Below are 20,896 nucleotides of genomic sequence, written 5' to 3'. Positions count from 1 at the left end.
GTGGAATGATTCTAATCGCTAATGAAATATTTATGTTTCAGTTCTTACAATGTCAAACAGTGATTTTAACTTCTTCGACTCTTTTTCGGATAATGTTGGCACATTGATAAATAAACGATCGGTAGCTCTGCTTATTGCTACATAGTTTATTCTTTGCTCTTCTTTATCGTTATCGTTTAAGTTAGGATTAAGTAAAAATTCGATGTCGCTCTCTTCTTTTAGAACAACCAAGACATTTTTAAATTCATCTCCCTTTGCTTTGTGAATTGTTTTGTGTCTGCTAGTATCTTCATCAATTCTTACACACAAAGCCAATTGCTGGTAACTATGATTTTCATAGAAAGTTTTAGCTGCGCCCCTTGATAAATTTGATATATCAGGTTTTATTATTCTTTTTACAAAAGAATGGAATTCTAGTAGGCTTTTTTCTTTAAAGTCCCCATACTGAGAAAGGAGTACACAAAGATGTTTCAGAGCTTCTTTTCTTCCTTTATCTTTGTCATTCTTATCTTTGAAAATTCTCTCTAATTCTTTTATTGCACTTTTAAATTCGTTCTGGCGAGCAAACTCAGTTGACTTTATACAAGCAATAATCACTTTACTTCTGTATTTATTGCTACTGCTAGGATTATCTTCGGTTAAAAGTGCTTCAATTAACTTATTGTTAAATAAATCTCCTTTAATTTCCTTTTTCATTGCATTCGAGATTATATTTATTCTTGACAAAGAATTTACCGACTCGTTATTACTCTTTTCTTTAGCTATTCTAAGGGCATCAAGCCGCTCTCCCACAATGATTATGGGTTTTTCTCCGTTTATGTTTCTGTATTTGTTTTGTTTTATATCTATACGTACTGTATTTAAAATATCTATAATTTGATTTGTGCTTCGTCTGTTATCTTCCATTACATAGTCAACTATATTGTTTAAGTTAAATGAATGAAACTGAGATGGTTCTGCTCCTTGAAAGCTATAAATAGACTGAGCTTTATCACCAATTATCCCAACTATCGTTTCTTTTTTTCCAATTAACCCCATAATCTTCACTTGTATAGGATTTGTATCCTGGAATTCATCAACAAAAAAGTATGGAAATTTGGATTGTAACACTTTTAGAATAAATGGATGCTTCTTAATTAATTGATAACTAAAAAAGAGTACATCATCGTGATGAATTATACCTCTTTCCCACGCCATTTTTTTATATTCATAGTACGAATCATTCTTGATAGAATATTTACCAATCTTACGAGGATAATCAGGCTTTACTACTAAAGCTCCTAAATCATCAAATTTCCATTTTGTTGAATTAAAAGCTTCAACATTTAATTTATCTTCCTTGAATCTTTGCTGTTGAGTTCGGTCTTTCCATTCGTTTAAAAAAGAATAATTTGATAAAATAATATCATCATGCCCGTCCATTGCTTCCACATTTAATCCATAATCATCAACAAGGAAAACGGCGTATGGTTTTACAATATGTTTGTATAGAAAGCTATGGATAGTAGATACTTCAACTTGGTTTATTGTAGTGTTTAAACGGTTTAAAATCGTTTCTACTCCAATATTCGTGTACGTAATGCACGCTACTTTACGAGTTTTCTCTAATCTTGTTGATTTATGGAGAACATTTTTAATATGTTCAACTAACCAATGAGTCTTCCCTGCCCCAGGACCCGCAGAGACTCGAAAATGGTGCTCAATAGGAATCAATGTATCAGAGTTTATTGGGATCATTTACATAACCACGCAATGGCTTCTTTTATGTAATCAGGAACAATAAATTTTTTGTATTTATCAGTTCCTTTGTTTTCTAAATTTTCATCCAAAATATATGCAAGCTCCAAAGCGTTTTCTCCTTTCCCTACTGAATTAAGATATCGTGAAGCAATTAATCCTCTACATTTTTGTTTCTCGCTCCAAGAAGTATTTTGATTAATACCTTCAATAATTCTATCATTCTCATCGCTTTTTCTCAGTATGGATTCGTAATCTGTCTGTGGTTTTTGGTCTGCATAAAGCTTCATTAAGTTTTTAATTTCATCTTGATTTTTCATAGAATCTGTCACTAATATTTCGAGGGAAGGGTTAAATAAAATCAGATCATATTCAAGTGTCTTTCCTTCAACTTCATCTTGACTAAAAAATGCAATATTAGGGTGAGTACCTGGTTGATATGATGAAGTGTTTCTTTTATACTCATACTCTTTAGTATTAGCGTCATATTCAAACGGATAGCATTTTTTGAAATTAGTGTTAGATGATTTTTTCTTTCTTTCAGGGTCTTGATCTGTCAAACATACAATTTTTTTGTTTAGAGTATTTATTTTCTCACTATCAAACAGATGTAAAAAATGATTGAAATATCTACCACCCACATTTATAACTGCAATATGATTTTCTTCTAAAGAAACACCTTCATATTTCGCGAAAACTGACAGCAACAATTGTTCTGCTAAACCCTCTACTAAAATTACTTTTTGAGCAAAAAGCATATCTGATTTGGTCGCATCTAAAAATCGCTGTACATATTTTTTACTACTTTCATCAGTGGGAAATACTTTTCCAGGATATCCAACAGAGGTGTTTCCTCCATCGCTATGCAAACAAATCATCTCATCTAGAGAAACAGAGGAGGTAATATGCGTTGAATGAGTGGTAACAAAAATTTGTCTAACCTTTTTTTCATTTTTATTTTTCTTTAAGAATTTTAAAAACTGATACTGCATGGCTGGATGCAGATGTGCTTCAGGCTCTTCAATTGCCAATATCGGAAATACCTTTGCATTACTCCCTAAATATTTTCCGTCTGCATTGACTTGCATTTTTGATAGAAGCAGTGACATAAAAATTAAGTTATTATACCCGAGACCGTTATGTGTAGCCGGTATCTTTATGCCGGATTCATATTCAACAATAAGCCTAAGTGCAGAGAAAATTTCCACATCTGAGAGACTTCCTTCAAAATTAGGTATTGCTTTGTTAAATGAAGCCCCCGTATCTTTGGCATATGATAAAATCTGTTCCTTACCAACACTCATTCTGTTTTGTAAGTCACGTAATAACGTATCTGCAATCTCACTAAAATCCTTCTTCTTCTGCTTAATCTCTATTTTCTTTACTTCCTCAGATTTAACTAAATCTGATTTAATTTCGTAATCCATAAAAAAGTCCAACACATCTCTAAGAAGAGAATTTCTTCCTGAAAGCATATCTCTCTCAACATCACGGATTGCATCTAAAAATTGAAAATCAAACTTCTGTAATGTTTCACTATCAGCAACGTTTTGAGCAGTCTTATCTCCACCCCATATTTTATAGACATAGTGCCTTATAAAGTCATGATTGATTATTTTCCAAGCTATATCTAGATCAGGGGCATTTCTAATAGCTTCTACATAACTAACTCTTTCTTTTTCAGGAAGAAAAAAATCGTAGGTTAATACTGCCTCGTATGGTTCGTCTAACTTGGTAAGCCAATTCCCAACTGTCACTAAATCATCAGAATTCAAATTTTCATTTAAGCTCTGCTTTATTACTAAAGATATGTTAATTTGAGGTGGATTTTCTATCAATTCTGCCAGTGTAACATTTTTATTGAAATCATATACATTCAATCGCTTTGTTCCTTGAGAATCAAGTACCAAAGCTAATGCTTTAAGTAAATTTGACTTTCCAGCATTATTATGACCAATAATTACATTCACTCCATCATTAAATTCTATTACTTGTTCTTTAAAATTTCTAAAATTATTAATCATCATTTTATGTATAAACATGGCTAACCTCCTCGTTTCATGAAATATAACGATCAAATCATACTTATAATTATCGATTTCCAAAATCAGCAAAAACCATAATGTGCTTCTAATTTACGATTCTATGTCTGATAATAGCTAATTTAGGTATATTGTACCATACGAAAAGAGACTTCTGGAACTTATTCCAGAAGTCTACAATAGCATTATTCAAATCTCACCTATAACAAACCGTCAACTCCACCCTATTCCCTTCCCGATTATACACAATCCGCTCCACTAGCTTCTTCAACGCCCGATTCTTCTCTTCACTTGTCACTGAACTGCTCCACAACTCTCTAAACTCACCTATCCGCTCATATATCTGCTCCGCAGTCGGATAATTACCTTCATCTACTACAACCTTCCGTAAATTCTTCAACTCTTCCTCCAACTTCTGTATCTGCCTTGATCGAACAGCCTTTCGCTCTAAAAACACTTGCTTCGTTATCATGTCTTCTTCATAAGATTCATGCAGCTTGTCCAATGCCCGCTTCTGCTTCTTCAACTCCTGCTCTTTGACCTCGATAATAACCTGTGTATCATTGTACCTACTTCCATGCAATTCTATCTCCCGTAAAATGTTCGGGTCTACATGAATAATCTGATCATACAGAGCATTAAAAAAATCAGCATCCATTACCTTCCCGCGCTGATCGCATTTGCTGCCATCTTTGTACTGGTGATAGCACAATGCACTCCAGTGCTGTCCCTGTTTCTTGTTCTCACCTACTCTAAATCTCATCCGAGAACCGCATTTCTCACAATACAGCAAGCCTGACAAAGGAAAAATGTTACGCCTTGAATTGGGGTTCAGCATGCGATTCTTAAGCAGCCGCTCCATAATGACTTCATGTTCTTCCGGCGTTTTCAGCTTTTCATGCGTTCCCATGACTTTTATCCGCTCTTCTTCAGGTACAAGTTCCACCTGACCACGCTTGGAACGGGTTTTGCCATAAGTGATATAACCCAAATGGATCTCGCTTGCCAGCAATCTTTGAACCGTAATATTTGACCATCCCTTGTTCTTTCCATCGGGCTTAATGTTGTATGGCGTAGGTATCTTGTTATCCGTCAACCAAATGGCAATATGACCAAGGTTTGTTCCATTCAAATACTTTTCAACAATCGCTCGGTAAATCGGGCGCTTCGTTTCATCGACCAGTACCGACCTTATATTCTTATCATAATAGTATGGAAACGGTGGTTTTCCGTTTGTCCACATGCCTTTCTTCGCCCCAGCCTCTTTGCCTTGCTTCATTCTTCGCTTAATCGTTTTGTATTCTATTCGGGCAAAAATGGACATGAAGTCAAAGGATACATCGTCATTGTCTATTTCCAAATCGTATATCTTGTTTGGCGTGATAATGACTGTTTCTGAGTTTAAAAATGTATCTTTAATGAGTGCCCAATCCTTATTTTCTCCACGCCCTAAACGGTCAATATCCATGACCACTACTCCATCGTACAGTTTGTCTTCGACATGCCGGAGTAACTTCTGCATTTCCTTACGGGACTCTATCTTTTCACCAGAGGCCACTTCTTCATATAGCCTATAGGTCCAATTTCGATTCTCGACCAAGGTCAGAAGGGTATCCCTATGCTTCGAGAGAACGTCTTCAAACTCACCATCGTCCCGTGATTTTCTTAAATAAACGGCTACGTGTTTAATTGTTTTGCTTTCCATAATAGCTTCTACTCCAAACTTGTTAATTTTTTGCCTCCATCCAAGTAGAATGTTGAGCATTTTTGATGACACATCATCGAATATGACAACTGTAAATTTTTGGAGGAAAATACCAATGAAAAAATGTGAATATGTAATCAAGGAAAGTAATCAGCCATCCGACAAAGCGTTGCGGCAATTTCATGAGCATGTGGTCCGGATATTGAGCCAAACTGTCCAAGCCGAGGCCGAGATAGACATACCTCTCCCCAAAGTGCATCATTCTACGCAAGACAGTCAGAAAAATTAACAAAATAAAAACAAGTCGGAGCATATGACCCATCCATGCTCCGACTTGTTCTATTTGAGGTTATTTTGAATGAATTCCCGTTCCGACTTATTCAGATACCTTAGCGAATTCTCGAAGGAATACAGGTACATGAAGCGAAGCATTCTCAGCTTTTCGACTGAGCCATCCGCAATCACTTGCTTCATGGCAGGAATCATTTGGCTGTTCGTTACTCCGAATTTTCCCGGCTTTACAATATCTTCAATGGCAAGCGGCCGCTCTTCTTTGCCATCGTTTGATTCTGGCTGCAACTCTTGTATATTTGCTTCATTTAATATTACTTGCTGAAGTTTTCCATCATTTAGGTCAGCCACGATCTCTTGTTCTTTATGAATAATTGGCTTTTCCTCTAAGTTCTCATTAGCTGCCTCAGTTGGAGCTGGTTCTTCCTGAACCGAGACCTCCTCGTCCTGTTGAGCTTGTTCTTGACCTGTATCTTCATGAACTTGAATATCCTCTGCCTCAATACTTGTCTGCTCATTTTCACTTTGAAGCTGTTCTGACATCGTTTGTTCACCTTCCAGTTCAAGATGATTACTTCCACGGCTGTTTCTGCCTGAAACCCTATTCTTATTTGCCATTTCTTAACTCCTATAAATTGGTATTTTTCTTAAGTCGATCTTATCAACATGCTTGACCCTCGTACACCGTTTCTTCCGTTTAATATAGTAACTATTTTGCTATGTATCTTCATTTAAAAGGCAAAACAAAGCCCATAGTGAATTTCTACACTACAGGCTCATAAAGCTTGATTAAAATGAAGTTATCTTGCACGCTTTACGACAAGCTTCCCCAATCCCTAATGATTGTCCAAGGGTTCTTCCTTGTCCAGGTTACAATCTGCTCCGGTATAAATGGCTCTGTGATAATCTCCAGTTGGATAACTTGATCTGGACTTAAACTCAGAAAATGTGGTTTTGGCTCGCTATCCAAGTCCCACATATGATATTTGTAAAATTTGATCTTTGCTCGTTCACTAGGTGCCAAATCCAGTGGCGCACATCGTCTACTCCGTTCCTCTCCACTTCTGGTTGTAAACGTAACTCGTAGTAACCTTTTTCGCTCAATGGCATCTGCAAACATCAGCAGCATTTGTTTATCCATAATTGACACTTCCTTACACCTTATTTCCACTTTTGCGGCTTAGTTGAATCATATATCTTGTTGAGCAAAACATAACCTGAAGGAATAGCTTCACATGAAAGTGTAAAGATTCATTGAACAAAGAATTAACACTTTGACCACTTCAAGGCTATTCTTAAAAAAAAGCTATTCATCAAAATCAGTTTCCGCCCATACCTGCTCCCGACCAATCATCTGATCTCCTTTAAAATAATGTTGTCCTTCCTTTTGTAAGCGTTCTCCACATTGTTTGCAGGAAAACCGTTCTTTACCAACATACATGTTTAAACCAGATTCTTTCATTGCTCGTACAAGTTTATTCCCACAAGAACAAGTTGCAACCCATACATACTTTACTTGTCCCGGATAAATGTTCGTTCCTTTGGCATTGATGATTTGCTTCATTAGTAAAACGCCTCCTTCATATGCTACTGAAAATGAAAAAGACGTTAACCAGATGTATTACATCCGTTAACGTCTTCATAGGTTAAGATTGAAATAAACATTATCTAGCTCTTGTCGAGTGATTCCTATGTATGCCAGAGTGACACTCGGTGCTGAATGGTTGAGCAGCTTTTGAATACGAGTAATATCTACACCACTTTGGTAAGCATGAAAGGCAAACGACTTTCTCAAGGTATGTGTTCCAACGGCTTCTTTGATGCCAACACGGCTTGCCCCTTCACTCAGTATCCGGTAAGCATGTACTCGGCTAATTGGATTCCCACCTTTGCGGCTGGCAAACAGCGCTCCTGACTTATGACCTGTTGCTTTTACATATTCCTGAATTGCTTTTTTACAGGTATCTGACAAGGGAAAATCTTTTCTTTTACCTGTCTTCTGCTCTCGAAGGCTGATCCGATCTTGATTGTACACCTCTTCCACCTGAAGCTTGAGCAAATCAGATATTCGCAATCCTGAGTTAATGCCAAGCACAAACAACAGATAGTCTCGGATATTCTGCCCTCGCAGATACTTCTTCAAAGCATCAATCTGTTTCTTACTACGGATAGGTTCTACAAATTCCATACCAAACACCTCTTAAACTTAATGTAACTAACTATATAATAATTATATATTGTGTTACTTTCGACGTAAACGGCAAAGCTCCATGGAGCCGAAAAGAACCCGGATGTCTTACCCCGCCTACCCTCGTGGTCATTTGGCCTATGTAACACTATTCTATTGTGTAACATTCATGTTAATTGAAAGTAACTTCATGTTGTTTAATAGAATTGCGAAAACTCCCGTGCCTTTGACTGCGGGAGTTTAAGTTATTAAAACATGCTTTAACCATTCGACAAAACTTATTAATTTATCCGATAGGCTTTTTTTGAATTTTCTCTCATTATATACTCCTTCGTTGCACTTGTTATTTGTGTATCTTTGTTAAAACCAATTATCTTATAAAAATCAATCAGACCTTTACCTTTTGTTTCCAATAAATCATTTAAAATTCTAGATCGTATTATTTTTTGTGTATTGACTCTTGTGGATAAAAATAAACTATTTGACTTATTATCATTTAACACATTTAATAATTTATTTATCGACAAATTGTCAGCGGATTGACCGTTAATACTTATCATATTGTCTGATTTTTCTATAATTTCATTTGATATTCTATAGTTGTAATATTTTTCGCAGACTTCATAAAATTTCTCATTCAATTCAATCCATTCATTAACTAATGGATCTGTATCAAATCTAATATTCCGTATCCTCTTTAATTTAATGTCAAAATCACTCCACTTCAATTTTGCAAGATGATTCTGTTCAAACAAAGCAGAATATGACAAAGAAATAATCATGGGTGTTAACAAACTATCTTCGAAAGCCCTTCTCTTGCTATATTGATAATTAAAGTCTAGTAAAAAATTCAAATCATCTTTTATTAAAAAATCTAATGGTTCTTGTTTTTTACTTTGATATTGCTTCAATTCATTTTTTATTTCAATATAATCCTGTGGCTTAATCCTTCCAACAATAAAGTAAAAATCAAGTAGATTTGTAACAGCATATCTGGCAGTAGCTGAACTTCTCAATTTGTGGTAGCTTTTTAGAGAATATTTACTAAAAAAATCTTTATAATCTTCAATAAGGACTTTACTATTAATACAATTTTGTATATAGAAATTCAAATCATCCAAATATCTTTTCTTTGTCTCATAGCTAGTAGATCGTTCTTTCATTTCAAGATAATTAATAAAATCATTAGAAACCGATTCAAATAACTTTTGTCTAAAATCCAAATCACATACCTCCGATGAAATAGTTTTTCATAGTTATTGAAGCATAACATGAATTTTTCCTATCGTATATATATGATATTGTCTGTTCTATTAATTCAACAATTGATTCACGCGAACATCCCATCAGTGACAAATACGTGTGGGTCAATGACTAGCTATACCAATGTCTTTTGAAACATAGATCTTTGGTGCATCTCCTATCATTTTTAAAACTAAGCAACTTATCCTTATACAGAACCTTGCATATTCACAATCTAAAAAGTTCTATTACAGTCGTGTCCAGTCCCTCTCATTGCTAACTTTCCAGAACGGATTCGTTAAAAAGAAATCAGATGAGTAATCGTTAATCTCAGAAAATAAAAAAGGCAACTTCAAATGAAGTTACCTTTAATAAACAATCGTTATGATGTCATTTCATCGTTTTTTGTTTATTGATCACACATTTACTGGCTGTTTAACTCCCCTGCCTCCTCATGATGAATAAGACATGCTGCCAGCAACCCAATGCACAGAATACATGCCAATAGAAGAAACGTAATTAAATAACTTGCATTATTCATCAATTGAAGCGAGATAATCGGACCGAAGCTTGTGCCTGTAAACAATATAAAAGTATATACGGATACAGCTATCCCGCGCATCTTGCCGCCCACTTGCCCAACAAGCGAAACAAGTGAAGGAACGGCTAGTGCGATCCCCCCTACAAAAAGGATGCTCATCACAATAAGAAGTGGCAGATTAGAAATCATCCCCATAGACGCCAAACCAATGATCGCTAGCAACAATCCACCGCGAAGCGTTCTACCTACGCCGACATGCTTGGATATTCTTCCCGCGAATGGAGAAACGAGCATGCCTACTATGCCGATAATACGGACAGAAAGAATTTCTTGCTTGCTTAGTTCATATGGAGCTGTACTTAGATAGTTACCCAGCACTGTATACATACTTACAAAAGACATAAGCAGAACGAATGCTACTAGATAACATAATACCAATTGTTTTTGAACAAACACTTTGCCAATTTGCTTAATAGGCTCCCAGATATTAGCGTGTGCCTGCTGGATACCGCCTTTGGGAAGGAAGAAGAACACTAATATGGCGGTCACCGCATAAACAACGGCAAGAATATAAAAAACAGCGTTCCAGCCATAATGCTCACTGAGTATACTACTAACCACTTGACCAACAATACCTGCAATCAGAAATCCTGTACTGATAAAACCAATGGTAGTTACCCGTTTTTCCGCTGGATACATCTCAACCGCATAGGCAAGTGCTACTGGAGAGAAGGTTGCTGCTGCTGCTCCCTGTAGTCCTCTTAATCCTAAAATCCATGCAAAGCTGTGAACGGTTCCCAGAATTAATGATATCAATGTCAGGAAAAGGAGCCCTGCAAATATAACAGTCTTCCGTCCGTATTTATCGGACAGCGCGCCATAGATTAAGCAACCAATGGCAAAGCCTATCGAAAAGGTGCTTCCCGCAGCGGCAGCATTCGTCGTGGAAATTTCAAAAAGCTGTGCAAACAATGTAATTAGCGGAATCGTTACGTATAGACTGGACATGACAACAAGGCCGGTCCAGCAAAGGATAATGGTCATAAGCTTATAATTTCTAGTTGCACCCGTAGCATTGATTGGATTGTTCATATTACACCTCAATTATAAAATTTGTTCGAAGTTAGATTTTGTTGGAAATTGCATCTCGTATAGTTCCTTGTATCGCCCATTTCGGCGGAGTAGGTTTTCATGATTTCCCAGCTCCACAATCTCTCCATGCTCCAATACAACAATTTGATCGGCATTTTGAATCGTGGAAAGACGATGGGCGATAACCAGACAAGTTCGACCTGGAAGAAGCACAGATAACGCATGCTGAATACGTTGTTCAGATTCCGTATCCAGGGCAGCCGTAGCTTCGTCCAAAATAAGAATACGAGGATTGGTCAAGAAAGCTCTGGCGATTGACAATCTTTGCTTTTGTCCTCCGGAAAGCTTGACCCCTCTTTCACCGATGGGCGTATCATAACCCATTGGAAAGGCTGAAACAAATTCATGGGCGTTTGCGGCATGGGCAGCCGCTTTAATCTCATCTTCTGTGGCCTGAGCAATATTTTCACGTATCGTGCCATTGAGGAGGATTACGTCCTGAGATACGATCCCCATCTGCTGTCGAAGCGACTTCACCGTCACTTCCGTTAACGGATAACTGTCAATATAAATGTCCCCTCGCTGAACGTCGTACAAACGGGCAATCAAATAAGCAATCGTTGACTTTCCTGATCCTGACGAACCAACCAAAGCCGTAGTTTGGTTACATGGAAGCCGCAATTGAAAGTTTTGTAGAATGGGATGTCCTTCTTCATATGCAAACTCAACATCATCAAACACAATTTGTCCTTTTACTGGCGGCAGAACAATCGCTCCTTCCTTATCGTAAACCTCTGGAACGGTTGCTAAGACTTCTTGAATGCGCTCGAATGCTGCTGCCGATTGCTGCACTTTGGTAATCATTCTGCTAAAGGAGCGGATGGGCGCTTGCAACAAACGTAAATAAGCTAAGTAAGCTACGATATCACCAACGGACATGTTCCCATGCATAACCTGCCACGCTCCGAACAGGAGCACCGACGTCATACCTACATAATTCAGCCAATCGATAATTGGCGAGAAAGTTTCCGACAACCTTGAAGCAAAAACTGTGGCTATCCGATGCTGTTCGCTCAATGCCTCGAACTGCTTAGCTTCCGCATCTTCACTTGCAAAAGACTTGATCATTCGTATGCCTGACAACGTATCTTGAAGTGAGTTGTTTAACTGAGCTGATATGTGACGTACCGCTCTATAGGCACTCTTAATGCGTAGGCTGAAATATCGTGACGTTACAAATAAGAATGGCAAGGTAATAAGCGTAATTAATGCTAGTTGCCAGTCCGTATATAATAAGTACCCCACGATCGCAGCGAAGGTTATGACATCCGCTATGATGGACAGGCTATCGGCTGAAACCAGTTCCTGTAGTTGATTTACATCACTCGTTAACCTTGCCATAAGATCCCCGGTCCGATTACGATCAAAAAATTTCAGATCCAAACTTAATGTGTGTTTGTGCAATTTGTTTCGCAACTGGAGAATTGCCTTCTGACTAACAATTGTCATTACATAACTGCTACTGAAGTTAAATATCCCCAGCAGCAATGCAGCTAGCAGGATAAGACCTCCCGTTTCTAGTAGTGCGTAATACCTTTTTTCAGGGATGATCTGGTCTATGATCTCTTTAGTTAACTGAGGGATCATAAATTCAAGAATGGAAATGGCTATCACTGTGACGGCACCAAGCATAAGCAAGACCCATTGCGTCCTTGTGTGCAAGAACATCTCCTTAAACATGATGCGCAGCGATATAAAATGCTGTTCACGACTCTGCTGCTGGTCCCCGGAATGCCGAGTTTGTTTCATTTTGAATCACATACCTTCATTTGTAATGTCCATCACGGTTATCAAATCAGATTATATCCATCTCTGATCTCATGTAATTAGATTATCTAACTATATGACCAAAAAAATTATCTACCCGATCCAAGTCGTTTTTCTAAGCTTGCATTTAGTTTAACCAGCACTTTTTGGAACACCGCTTGCTCCTCTTTATCTAATTCATCAACAAGGGATGCGCAAGTAGACCAGAACGTAGGCAATATTTGATTCACAAGCGTACTGCCTTCAGCGCTAATACGAACGTGAGTCATGCGGCCATCCTTAGCATACGGTTCGCGAACAATCAAATTTTTTTTCTCCAGCCATATTAACAAGGCCGTTACAGACGATCGACGAATCCCCAATCGGTCTGCTATGGATGAAGGTGTTACCAACTCCTGATCGGCGTGAAGGGATAATAGGAGTAATAGATCCAGCTTGCTCTCCGTGATGTCAAAAGCAGCTAAATCAATATCCACCATGTCTAAAATGTTATCTCCCAGCCAGATCATAATTAGTCCCAGATGCGCTGAATTTAGATTGGTATCGGATGAAGCTGTAAGCTCCATCAACTTCAAATAAGGTGATGTTCCAAGTCTCGGTAATTGTTGCTCAGTTGTATATTCCTTGGCAGGCTTTCTTTTCAATTTGTATACCTCCTTACTCCTATAGTTAGATTATCTAATTACATTGAATATAACTGATTTTTTTTATTTTTGCAAACCTGATTAAGAAACAAAGGTAAGCCTAGAGGCAGAGGTTTAGAATAAACGAACCGCATTACCAATGGATTTGTTGTATAATTATGTAATATTTTATTTGAGGAGGAAGGATCTTTTGAAAATCCTAATTTATGGTGCGGGCACAATCGGGAGTGTTTTCGCTGGGAAACTTGCTTTGTCAGGATATGATGTCACTATCCTTGCAAGGGGAGCAAGACTTGTTGAGCTAAAAAAAAACGGTGTGATTCTCGTAAATCCAGGCAATAACCGAGAAGAAATCGCAAAGATAGATGTGATTGAACATCTGCTGCCAGACCATATTTTCGACTACATACTCGTTGTAATGCAGAAAATACAGATAGATAGTGTATTACCGGTTCTTTCTCAAAACATATCTAAGAATATCATCTTTGTGGTCAATACGGCATCCGGTTATGACGATTGGGTTCAGGCTGTGGGTAGTGACCGGCTGATGCTCGGCTTTCCGTCCGCAGGAGGAGAACGTGTAGACGGTCGAGTACATTACTTTATCGGCAAGGGATTCATGCGGATTTTTCAGACCACAACCTTTTCAGAATACAATGGTCAAAAAACCGAACGGCTCAAAAAAATAGTAGATGTTTTTAACTGTGCCGGTATTCCTTCTGTTGTAAGCAATAATATGGATATGTGGCAGAAAACTCATGTAGCAATGGTTACAAGTATCGGAAACGCTCTTTATAAATACAATAGTAATAATTATGCTTTAGCAAAATCATATGCAGATATTAAGCTGCTGGTTCTGGGGATAAAAGAAGGATTTGCTGTGTTGACTAAATTGGGTATAAATATCAAACCATCAAAACTCCATTATTTCAAACTTCCCGTTTTTTTGATTGCCCCAATTTTTAAAATTATTATGGGCACAAAGTTTGCCGAAACAGTCATGGCAAAGCATACGGCCGTGGCAAAATCCGAGATGGTCTGCCTTCAAAATGAATTTGATGTGCTGATCATGAAGAGTAAGATGGAAACCCCTTCTATTGATAAGCTACGAAAAAACCTTGCAAAAGACTGATTTCGTTTTATGTGATGATACTTATATTATGTCGTATTCTTATACTATGTGGAAATATTTGAATGGTAGTAATTGCTTATCTTCAAATAATAAAAACTCCCATTAGGCAGCTTGCTGGCACGCTGCGTGAATGCGATGTTGTCTGAAGTGTATGCCCCCTTCAAGCATACTCTCAAAATTCCTTTATGAGTCTTGTGTTGTTTGTTTATTATCACTTAAAAAATAGTCCCCAACTTCATACCAGTTGTTAACTCGCACATAACCTGATTCGTTGACATTGTGTGGAGCAGTAAATAATATCTCCATTGCTGCTGTTGTGATATAAATCTCGTAATATTTACTCAATTCTCTGATTACTTTCTGACTTCCCTCCATTACTTTCAAGTCCCGAAAAAAACCTGGATCATCCACAAAATCCAATATTTCTATGAATTCACCCTCAATTAGAGATTATTAAGTAGTTTCCATGCTAGATCGTGTTTAAACGCCTGCTTGATGCATGTTTTTATTATACTACTAAATGGTAGAATATAACTTATTTTTCGAAGTTTGCACTTCTGCCTGTGACCCTCTTCGATCTGTCAACTATGCGCAGGTAATGACAGGACAGTATGAAAGAAAAACAATATCATAATATGCAGAGGGGTGAGTATAAGCCACCCGCTTATTTGAAAAATAGTCTGAAAGAAGGCGCTCAACATGTCAAACCAGTTCGTTAGCTTTTCAAAATTCGTCTCAGAGGGCAGCCATTACGAGATTGGCACTAAGCTGGCTCATACAGTCAGAAACAACCCGGAGCTTATGAGTATCAATATACAAGGTGATTGTATGGATAGTTTTTTATTAAGAAAGAAACAAACCCTTTTAGATGAATTTTGTCCCGGAGTAAACGAGGAAATCCTTGGACTTTCAGACAGCTTAAAAATCCCACTGGGGAAATTGGCTGTATTTGCGGATGATGTAATAGAAGCTGGAGCATGCAGTCAATTCGCAGCTTTGCCAAGTATTACATCTGATGGGCACACTTTAATTGGCAGAAGTTATGAATTTTCGACTGAAGATGAGATGTGTTTGTGTGTAACAAGGGCAGACGGAAAACCTGCACATATAGGTTTTTCACTGCTATTGTTTGGGAGATTTGACGGAATAAATGAGCATGGCTTAACAGTAAGCATGTCATCTTGTGAATTTGGACAACGCCCTTTTGGTGAAGGACTTTGGTTCCCGTTTGTGCTGAGGTCTTTATTGGATAATTGCTCCTCTGTTGAGGATGCCATATATCTTTTGAAGAATATGCCTATACGAAGCAATGTAAACCTGCTGATTGCTGATACTTACGGAAATGCCACAATAGCTGAAACTGCCTGCTTCGGAGACGATAGAAAAATATCTTTTAGAAACAGTGAAGATCTTCTTATCGCGACGAATCATTATCAGAATAACGAAATGTTGCCTTATGATAATAATCGCAGAAGGCATTCTGTGATTCGATACAACACTATAAAAGATTTTTTTTCAAAAAAGAAAGGATCTATTTCTGTAGAATCAATAAAGACAATCCTAGAGGAAAAAGTGCCACAGGGCGTATGTTGCCCATTTTATGAAGATTGTTTAGGAACCTTGCATTCAATGGTTTTTGACACGACGGAGATTAGCGTACAGGTGTGTTTTGGGGCAGCATCCCCGCAAAAATGGAAAAAAATCTCTTTTAATAGTCCATGTGAAAATTCTAAAATACAAGTCCCTATAAATAACGAGTTCCCCCAGAACCCCACAACCTTTTGGGAGCACTTAAACCCTGGAAGTATGGAGCAGAATCGTCTTCATCGGTAACCGTAGCCGCATATCACTTTCATGCAACCTGACGCCCTTCTGGCCGTATGAACTACAGTAAACTTGGCACATACGATACTCTAAAGGAGTGAAGCAAATGAAGAAATATGGCTTAAGTCTGCTGCTACTCATCTTGCTGGTTGTACCGGGTTGCGGGATTGCGGAAAAGGTAGGAGACAGCGTCAATTTCACCGCCGATACCGCTTCTTATATGCAAACTTTGACGGAGTTCGGACAAGAGATGGGAACCTGGGCCACGGATGCTGCCACAGACCCGCAGGCCAGGGATGAATTAAAGGATAGGCTGCTTGCCCTCAAGGAACAGATCGTCCAATATGCCGGGCTTCAGGTTCCGGAATATGCGGCAGGCCTGCATCAATCTATTGTCGGATACAATGAAACACTGCAGCAAGGACTGGATCAGGCCATAACCAACCTGGAAGAAGGAAAAGCCGCCTTCGAATCGACAGGTATTCCCGAGACTATAAACCAAGTCAACGAGCTATTGAACCAGATCACCCAGCTCATCCCGCAGTAACAGTCTAAATAAGCGCTCAAAGTATGGGAAAACATACCTGGAGCGCTTTTTCTTTTGTCAGCCGCATCTAAGGGAGCACGTGAAAAAGAAGTGGCAGGTTTCTCCACTTCTCTCAAATTTTCATTTACGATGCTATTTCTGCTTTTTGTACACTAGTTACAATCTCTTGGCTGATAGGAATTACTGCCTTTTTATCTTCTTGCTCTTCAAAATTCCCATGTTTATCTAGCGTATAACAACTCTTGATCAGGTAGCCCTGTTGACAATTGGGACAATGACCAAACTTAAATCCATATTTAACATTAGTATCTGAAGCTCCACCCTCACAAAGTGTCTTTTGTTCAGTGATATATTTTGTTAATCCTTCACCGTTGTTATTTTGTATGTATTGATTGATTTCACTTAATACCGGCTCTATCATTTCATCATTTACATCTAAGAGCTTATGTTCCTGTAAATAGGCTTTGTTACACGAAGAACAATGTGTCTTACCACTTGTCACCAGCAATCCGGCACTTAGACCACCTATTAATAAACCAACACATTGTATGAGGAATTTGCTGATGTTTACCCACTTATTTGGTTCAATATCTATTGCATTGCCTACATGTCCTCTTGAAAATATGCTTAAACTGCTATTATTAAATTTATAATCATAATAGTTCAATAGTGTTATAGGTTTATCTAATTCTCCAAACACAAAATTGCTTATATGCTCCCCCTCAAACTTATAATTAATTTCATTCGATGATGAGACATATGCCATCTGATATTCTCCATACATAAACCCGCTAAATGAAAGTAATATGAAAATAACCGATATTAAATAGTTGTTTTTATTCGGCTTTAATCCCTGTCTTACAGTTTTAGAAAAATACCCGAAGGTGGCTATACCTCCGAGAATAATCCCCCCTACCGGAATAATGAATAACACAGAAAAGCTAAAAAAGTTAAAACCTAAGAGACTCAAGATAAGCAATTGCACAATTACTGATACTGCCGCCGTTATTACTCCCCAAACCCATTTCATAAATATTACTTCCTCCTCTTTCTGAATAAGATATATTTTAACATCTGATGCAAAATGCCCCAATAATAAAAATTACATCATTTTTCGACAGTTTAATCTTGTATTCCTGCCTGTTCACTGGCTTGGGCTTCCTGTTTATTCGCCCCTAGCAGTTTGACGAGCTTTTCCGATCCATGCTGGAGGGGCAGTACAGATGGCGGCTTATTTGGATGCCATTCATCAGGCGGATTTGCTGATGGGAGACCGGAAAGCGGCGGATGAATATGCGAGACCGCTCAAGGAAGGCAGCTTAAAATTATGCCATGATGCACCGCTTCAAAGTTGGTTGCCTTATCTTGAAAATGCGCTGGATCGAGGAGATTTCGAGGATGCGGCTGCCAGTGCTAATGCGCTTTATCGGCAGGGAAGCGGAATAGCTCTGACTATTTTGCACGGGATTTGGAAGCTGCCGAGCGGCTTTTACTCCAGCACAGCCAGAAGTGATTCAGAGCAGAGCCTTAATGCAGAGAGAGTCGGCAGGTTCCCCACATTCTCTCTACAAAACGCAGATAGGGTTGTTACCGCGCTATGCGATAACAACCCATTTTCAACCAAGGAAATCAGTTGATGCAGTTATTTTTTAAACAAACACGTACTCACCAGCACCAACTTGAATCGTCTTTCCTTTTAATCCAGTGGAATCCGTTTCAAAAATGACCTGCTTGAATTGGTTCTCATCCCCTTGCACGAAATCAAAAGACTTATCTCCAATTTTAAGGGTGAAGGTGTTATTCACTTCTGACTGTGCAATTGGCAGTCCAAATAACGCTCCCCAATGTTCAGCGGCGGCTGCAGGATCTGAGACACGGAATACCGCCTTCACGATTTCCGCATGTCCCGCAGGATGGGATTGAATGACTCCGGATGCCGTTAACCGTTCCAATCGCTCTTCATCCGTCCCGTTCCATTGAATGATAAACGGATAGACCAGCCCTTGAAAGTCTCCATCAATGGTCATCATCCGCCACTCTATTAATCTGCCTTTATTATCCAGACGTTTACCATTGATTATAGGAGATAATGATAGACCTGCTGCCTTCAAGGAGGCAGCGATTTCTTCAATATCATTCGTCCGGATCACAACTCTGCTTAAGACTTCCTTCTCTGGAAGAAGGTTAACCGCATCCCTCACTACAACATTGTGCTCTGTTGCCTTCGCTAATTCCAGATTCTCGATGCCAAGAAACTCAAGATAGGTTAGCCCAAAGTAACTTAAGGCATTATAGGTTCCCCAATCCTTATGAGAACCTCCCTTGAAAGCAATCAAACCATGATCGCCGAAGATTTCAACCGGTTTATCCAGATCATTGACATAGTGTACTAAATGATCCCATTTCAGGATTGCCATTATTCCTTCACTCCCAGCTCAGTAGTACGCTTTACGGCTGCCAGAACACTTCTTTGCAGTCCGGCCGCGAAATCACTGTTGTTCAGCTCGTACAAGCCGTGAATGCCAACACCGCCAGGCGAATTATTAATATCAAGCAGTTGTCTTGGGTGCAGACCTGTCTGCTGCAGCATCACAACCGCTCCCATAACATTCTCCAGCGCTACCTTCCAAGCTTGCTCCCGTGGCAGTCCGGCGAGGACACCCGCATCCGCAAGAGATTCAATGAAATAATAGATATAGTTAGGTCCAGCTACACCGAACCCAGTGAAGATATCTATATATGACTCCTCCAGATATTGTACTTTGCCGAACCCGAGCAGGAACTTTTCAACTTGATCACGAGTGGCGTAGGCATTTAAAGCTACACCACTATAGCCGTAACCCGTATCGGTCAACGTATTGGGAATGACCCGAATGATTGGGCGTTCAGTTCCAAAATATTGTCCTAACTTCGCAATCGTTACCCCCGCCACAATCGATACAACTGCGGCAGCAGGTGAAGCGAATTGTTGCACAATTTGTCCGAGTGCAGTCAAATCATCCTGTGGACGAACTGCAACTACAATCAACTCTGCTGTTGAGAGGCCGTGCTCCTGCGAACTATCTGTATTTACGCTGTATTTTGTATTCAACAACTGAAGACGGGCTTCATTAATATCGGATACACTGATTTGTTCTGCAGACAGGGTATCATTGGCAATACTTGCGCGGATGATCGCTTCCGCCATCTGTCCTCCGCCAATAAAATGAATCTTTTGCTTGGTCACGTTCGTTCACTCCTTACTTAATTATTTTTCCATGCTTCAGGCAAAATGAAACCATCATATTTCTCGATTCCAAGGATATATTCTTCAAACTCTTTGGATTCATAGGCAGCCTTCAAGTCCTTGGCCCACTGCGAATTTTCATCCTTTTTGTTAACCGATACGATGATTCTGTGTTGCATTGGCGTGTTTTCAATCTTGAGTGCATCCGTAATCTTTCTGTCGGGTGAATTCGCAATATAATTACCGTTCACAACACCATAATCCACATCTTGAAGGGAAACCAGAATTTGCGCCGGGTCCAAAATTTTAATATCAATATTATACTTATCCGGCTCCATGCTGTTAATGTTGAAGTCTGCTACACCTGCTCCTTCTTTAATTTTGATCCAGCCCAATTCCTCCAGAATACGCAGTGCACGCTCCTGGTTAACCGGATCGTTGGGAACCGCCACCGTTGTACCATCTTTAACATCGTCAAGAGTAGTATGATTTACGGAATAAAGACCTTGTGGAGCGCCTGGCACATAAGCAATCCCTGTCATGTCTGCATTAATTTCTTTATTAATGGCTTCCATGTAGGCTGTGCTTTGGAATATGCTCGCGTCAATGGAGCCTTCCTTCATCGCCGGATTAACCTGCATGTTTTGCGAGAAGGTTTTAATATCAACGGTATAGCCTTGTTTCTCCAGGATTGGCAGAATCGATTGACGGAATTGTTCCTCATAGGTTCCGACACCGAAACCAACGGTAAGCTTCTTCTTATCTCCAGAGCTTTCTGCTTCCTTATTGCCGCAGGCTGTTAACACCGCCAGAACACCTATCAACATTACTAACATTAACTTTTTCATTACCTTCATC

Annotated in this window: 20 protein-coding genes; 4 read left to right on the top strand and 16 right to left on the bottom strand. The window is 38.9% G+C overall.

The window, feature by feature from the left end:
* Nucleotides 1–30: 30 nt before the first annotated feature.
* The 11 genes from NYE29_RS23400 to NYE29_RS23350 form a co-directional block, all read right to left on the bottom strand.
* A complete protein-coding gene (locus NYE29_RS23400) occupies nt 31–1,737 on the bottom strand; it encodes an ATP-dependent helicase (protein ID WP_340897741.1) in 1,707 nt (568 codons plus the stop codon).
* The gene (locus NYE29_RS23395) at nt 1,734–3,779 is read right to left on the bottom strand and encodes an ATP-dependent nuclease (protein ID WP_340897740.1); all 2,046 of its coding nucleotides are present in this window, start codon (nt 3,777–3,779) and stop codon (nt 1,734–1,736) included. The genes NYE29_RS23400 and NYE29_RS23395 overlap by 4 nt, the downstream gene beginning before the upstream one ends.
* A gap of 196 nt (nt 3,780–3,975) precedes the next feature.
* The gene (locus NYE29_RS23390) at nt 3,976–5,484 is read right to left on the bottom strand and encodes a recombinase family protein (protein WP_340897739.1); all 1,509 of its coding nucleotides are present in this window, start codon (nt 5,482–5,484) and stop codon (nt 3,976–3,978) included.
* 339 nt (nt 5,485–5,823) lie between these two features.
* Nucleotides 5,824–6,393 (bottom strand): hypothetical protein, encoded by a 570-nt coding sequence (locus tag NYE29_RS23385; RefSeq protein ID WP_340897738.1) that lies wholly within the window; start codon nt 6,391–6,393, stop codon nt 5,824–5,826.
* A gap of 196 nt (nt 6,394–6,589) precedes the next feature.
* Nucleotides 6,590–6,916, bottom strand: coding sequence for a hypothetical protein (locus NYE29_RS23380; RefSeq protein WP_052092162.1), 327 nt, complete (start codon nt 6,914–6,916; stop codon nt 6,590–6,592).
* 165 nt (nt 6,917–7,081) lie between these two features.
* Entirely contained in the window at nt 7,082–7,339 is a 258-nt protein-coding gene (locus NYE29_RS23375) for a hypothetical protein (protein WP_038593762.1), read from the bottom strand.
* A 75-nt stretch (nt 7,340–7,414) separates the two neighbouring features.
* Nucleotides 7,415–7,963 (bottom strand): site-specific integrase, encoded by a 549-nt coding sequence (locus NYE29_RS23370; protein ID WP_066371156.1) that lies wholly within the window; start codon nt 7,961–7,963, stop codon nt 7,415–7,417.
* A 281-nt stretch (nt 7,964–8,244) separates the two neighbouring features.
* Nucleotides 8,245–9,186 carry a hypothetical protein gene (locus NYE29_RS23365; protein WP_340897737.1) on the bottom strand — a complete coding sequence of 314 codons (942 nt, stop codon included), beginning with the start codon at nt 9,184–9,186 and terminating at the stop codon, nt 8,245–8,247.
* A gap of 443 nt (nt 9,187–9,629) precedes the next feature.
* Nucleotides 9,630–10,838, bottom strand: a complete 1,209-nt coding sequence (locus NYE29_RS23360) for an MFS transporter (RefSeq protein WP_340897736.1) — start codon at nt 10,836–10,838, stop codon at nt 9,630–9,632.
* Nucleotides 10,839–10,850: 12 nt separating this feature from the next.
* A complete protein-coding gene (locus tag NYE29_RS23355) occupies nt 10,851–12,647 on the bottom strand; it encodes an ABC transporter ATP-binding protein (protein ID WP_340897735.1) in 1,797 nt (598 codons plus the stop codon).
* A 107-nt stretch (nt 12,648–12,754) separates the two neighbouring features.
* The gene (locus tag NYE29_RS23350; protein WP_340897734.1) at nt 12,755–13,309 is read right to left on the bottom strand and encodes a MarR family winged helix-turn-helix transcriptional regulator; all 555 of its coding nucleotides are present in this window, start codon (nt 13,307–13,309) and stop codon (nt 12,755–12,757) included.
* 190 nt (nt 13,310–13,499) lie between these two features.
* On the opposite strand from NYE29_RS23350, the gene NYE29_RS23345 reads away from it, so the two are divergent.
* Nucleotides 13,500–14,441, top strand: a complete 942-nt coding sequence (locus NYE29_RS23345) for a ketopantoate reductase family protein (protein ID WP_340897733.1) — start codon at nt 13,500–13,502, stop codon at nt 14,439–14,441.
* 183 nt (nt 14,442–14,624) lie between these two features.
* Here NYE29_RS23345 and NYE29_RS23340 read toward each other — a convergent pair whose 3' ends face one another.
* Nucleotides 14,625–14,861: a hypothetical protein gene (locus tag NYE29_RS23340; RefSeq protein WP_340897732.1), complete on the bottom strand. Its 237-nt coding sequence runs from the start codon at nt 14,859–14,861 to the stop codon at nt 14,625–14,627.
* Between the two features lie 279 nt (nt 14,862–15,140).
* Between NYE29_RS23340 and NYE29_RS23335 the strand changes: the two genes are divergently transcribed.
* Nucleotides 15,141–16,274, top strand: coding sequence for a C45 family peptidase (locus tag NYE29_RS23335; protein WP_340897731.1), 1,134 nt, complete (start codon nt 15,141–15,143; stop codon nt 16,272–16,274).
* 97 nt (nt 16,275–16,371) lie between these two features.
* Nucleotides 16,372–16,812 (top strand): DUF6376 family protein, encoded by a 441-nt coding sequence (locus tag NYE29_RS23330; RefSeq protein WP_038593784.1) that lies wholly within the window; start codon nt 16,372–16,374, stop codon nt 16,810–16,812.
* 124 nt (nt 16,813–16,936) lie between these two features.
* Here the strand turns inward: NYE29_RS23330 and NYE29_RS23325 are convergent, their stop codons facing one another.
* Nucleotides 16,937–17,842, bottom strand: coding sequence for a hypothetical protein (locus tag NYE29_RS23325; RefSeq protein WP_340897730.1), 906 nt, complete (start codon nt 17,840–17,842; stop codon nt 16,937–16,939).
* 193 nt (nt 17,843–18,035) lie between these two features.
* Between NYE29_RS23325 and NYE29_RS23320 the strand changes: the two genes are divergently transcribed.
* Entirely contained in the window at nt 18,036–18,449 is a 414-nt protein-coding gene (locus tag NYE29_RS23320) for a hypothetical protein (RefSeq protein WP_340897729.1), read from the top strand.
* Between the two features lie 12 nt (nt 18,450–18,461).
* Here the strand turns inward: NYE29_RS23320 and NYE29_RS23315 are convergent, their stop codons facing one another.
* The 3 genes from NYE29_RS23315 to NYE29_RS23305 are packed head-to-tail and all read right to left on the bottom strand — an operon-like array spanning nt 18,462 to nt 20,886.
* Nucleotides 18,462–19,229, bottom strand: coding sequence for a VOC family protein (locus NYE29_RS23315; protein WP_076114501.1), 768 nt, complete (start codon nt 19,227–19,229; stop codon nt 18,462–18,464).
* Nucleotides 19,229–20,038 (bottom strand): pyrroline-5-carboxylate reductase, encoded by an 810-nt coding sequence (gene proC / locus NYE29_RS23310; RefSeq protein ID WP_340897728.1) that lies wholly within the window; start codon nt 20,036–20,038, stop codon nt 19,229–19,231. The genes NYE29_RS23315 and proC overlap by 1 nt, the downstream gene beginning before the upstream one ends.
* Nucleotides 20,039–20,055: 17 nt before the next feature.
* The gene (locus NYE29_RS23305) at nt 20,056–20,886 is read right to left on the bottom strand and encodes a MetQ/NlpA family ABC transporter substrate-binding protein (protein ID WP_038593800.1); all 831 of its coding nucleotides are present in this window, start codon (nt 20,884–20,886) and stop codon (nt 20,056–20,058) included.
* Between the last annotated feature and the right edge of the window lie 10 nt (nt 20,887–20,896).

Source organism: Paenibacillus sp. FSL M7-1046, from assembly GCF_038007405.1.
Classification (GTDB): Bacteria; Bacillota; Bacilli; order Paenibacillales; family Paenibacillaceae; genus Paenibacillus_AQ.
Note: the sequence above shows the minus strand (reverse complement) of the source record. Positions and strands in the feature narration are given on the sequence as shown.

Coding starts and splice junctions, on each gene's coding strand:
- NYE29_RS23400 (WP_340897741.1), bottom strand. CDS start 1,737: ATGATCCCAATAAACTCTGATACATTGATTCCTATTGAGCACCATTTT.
- NYE29_RS23395 (WP_340897740.1), bottom strand. CDS start 3,779: ATGTTTATACATAAAATGATGATTAATAATTTTAGAAATTTTAAAGAA.
- NYE29_RS23390 (WP_340897739.1), bottom strand. CDS start 5,484: ATGGAAAGCAAAACAATTAAACACGTAGCCGTTTATTTAAGAAAATCA.
- NYE29_RS23385 (WP_340897738.1), bottom strand. CDS start 6,393: ATGGCAAATAAGAATAGGGTTTCAGGCAGAAACAGCCGTGGAAGTAAT.
- NYE29_RS23380 (WP_052092162.1), bottom strand. CDS start 6,916: ATGGATAAACAAATGCTGCTGATGTTTGCAGATGCCATTGAGCGAAAA.
- NYE29_RS23375 (WP_038593762.1), bottom strand. CDS start 7,339: ATGAAGCAAATCATCAATGCCAAAGGAACGAACATTTATCCGGGACAA.
- NYE29_RS23370 (WP_066371156.1), bottom strand. CDS start 7,963: ATGGAATTTGTAGAACCTATCCGTAGTAAGAAACAGATTGATGCTTTG.
- NYE29_RS23360 (WP_340897736.1), bottom strand. CDS start 10,838: ATGAACAATCCAATCAATGCTACGGGTGCAACTAGAAATTATAAGCTT.
- NYE29_RS23355 (WP_340897735.1), bottom strand. CDS start 12,647: ATGAAACAAACTCGGCATTCCGGGGACCAGCAGCAGAGTCGTGAACAG.
- NYE29_RS23335 (WP_340897731.1), top strand. CDS start 15,141: ATGTCAAACCAGTTCGTTAGCTTTTCAAAATTCGTCTCAGAGGGCAGC.
- NYE29_RS23330 (WP_038593784.1), top strand. CDS start 16,372: ATGAAGAAATATGGCTTAAGTCTGCTGCTACTCATCTTGCTGGTTGTA.
- NYE29_RS23325 (WP_340897730.1), bottom strand. CDS start 17,842: ATGAAATGGGTTTGGGGAGTAATAACGGCGGCAGTATCAGTAATTGTG.
- NYE29_RS23320 (WP_340897729.1), top strand. CDS start 18,036: ATGGCGGCTTATTTGGATGCCATTCATCAGGCGGATTTGCTGATGGGA.
- NYE29_RS23315 (WP_076114501.1), bottom strand. CDS start 19,229: ATGGCAATCCTGAAATGGGATCATTTAGTACACTATGTCAATGATCTG.
- NYE29_RS23305 (WP_038593800.1), bottom strand. CDS start 20,886: ATGAAAAAGTTAATGTTAGTAATGTTGATAGGTGTTCTGGCGGTGTTA.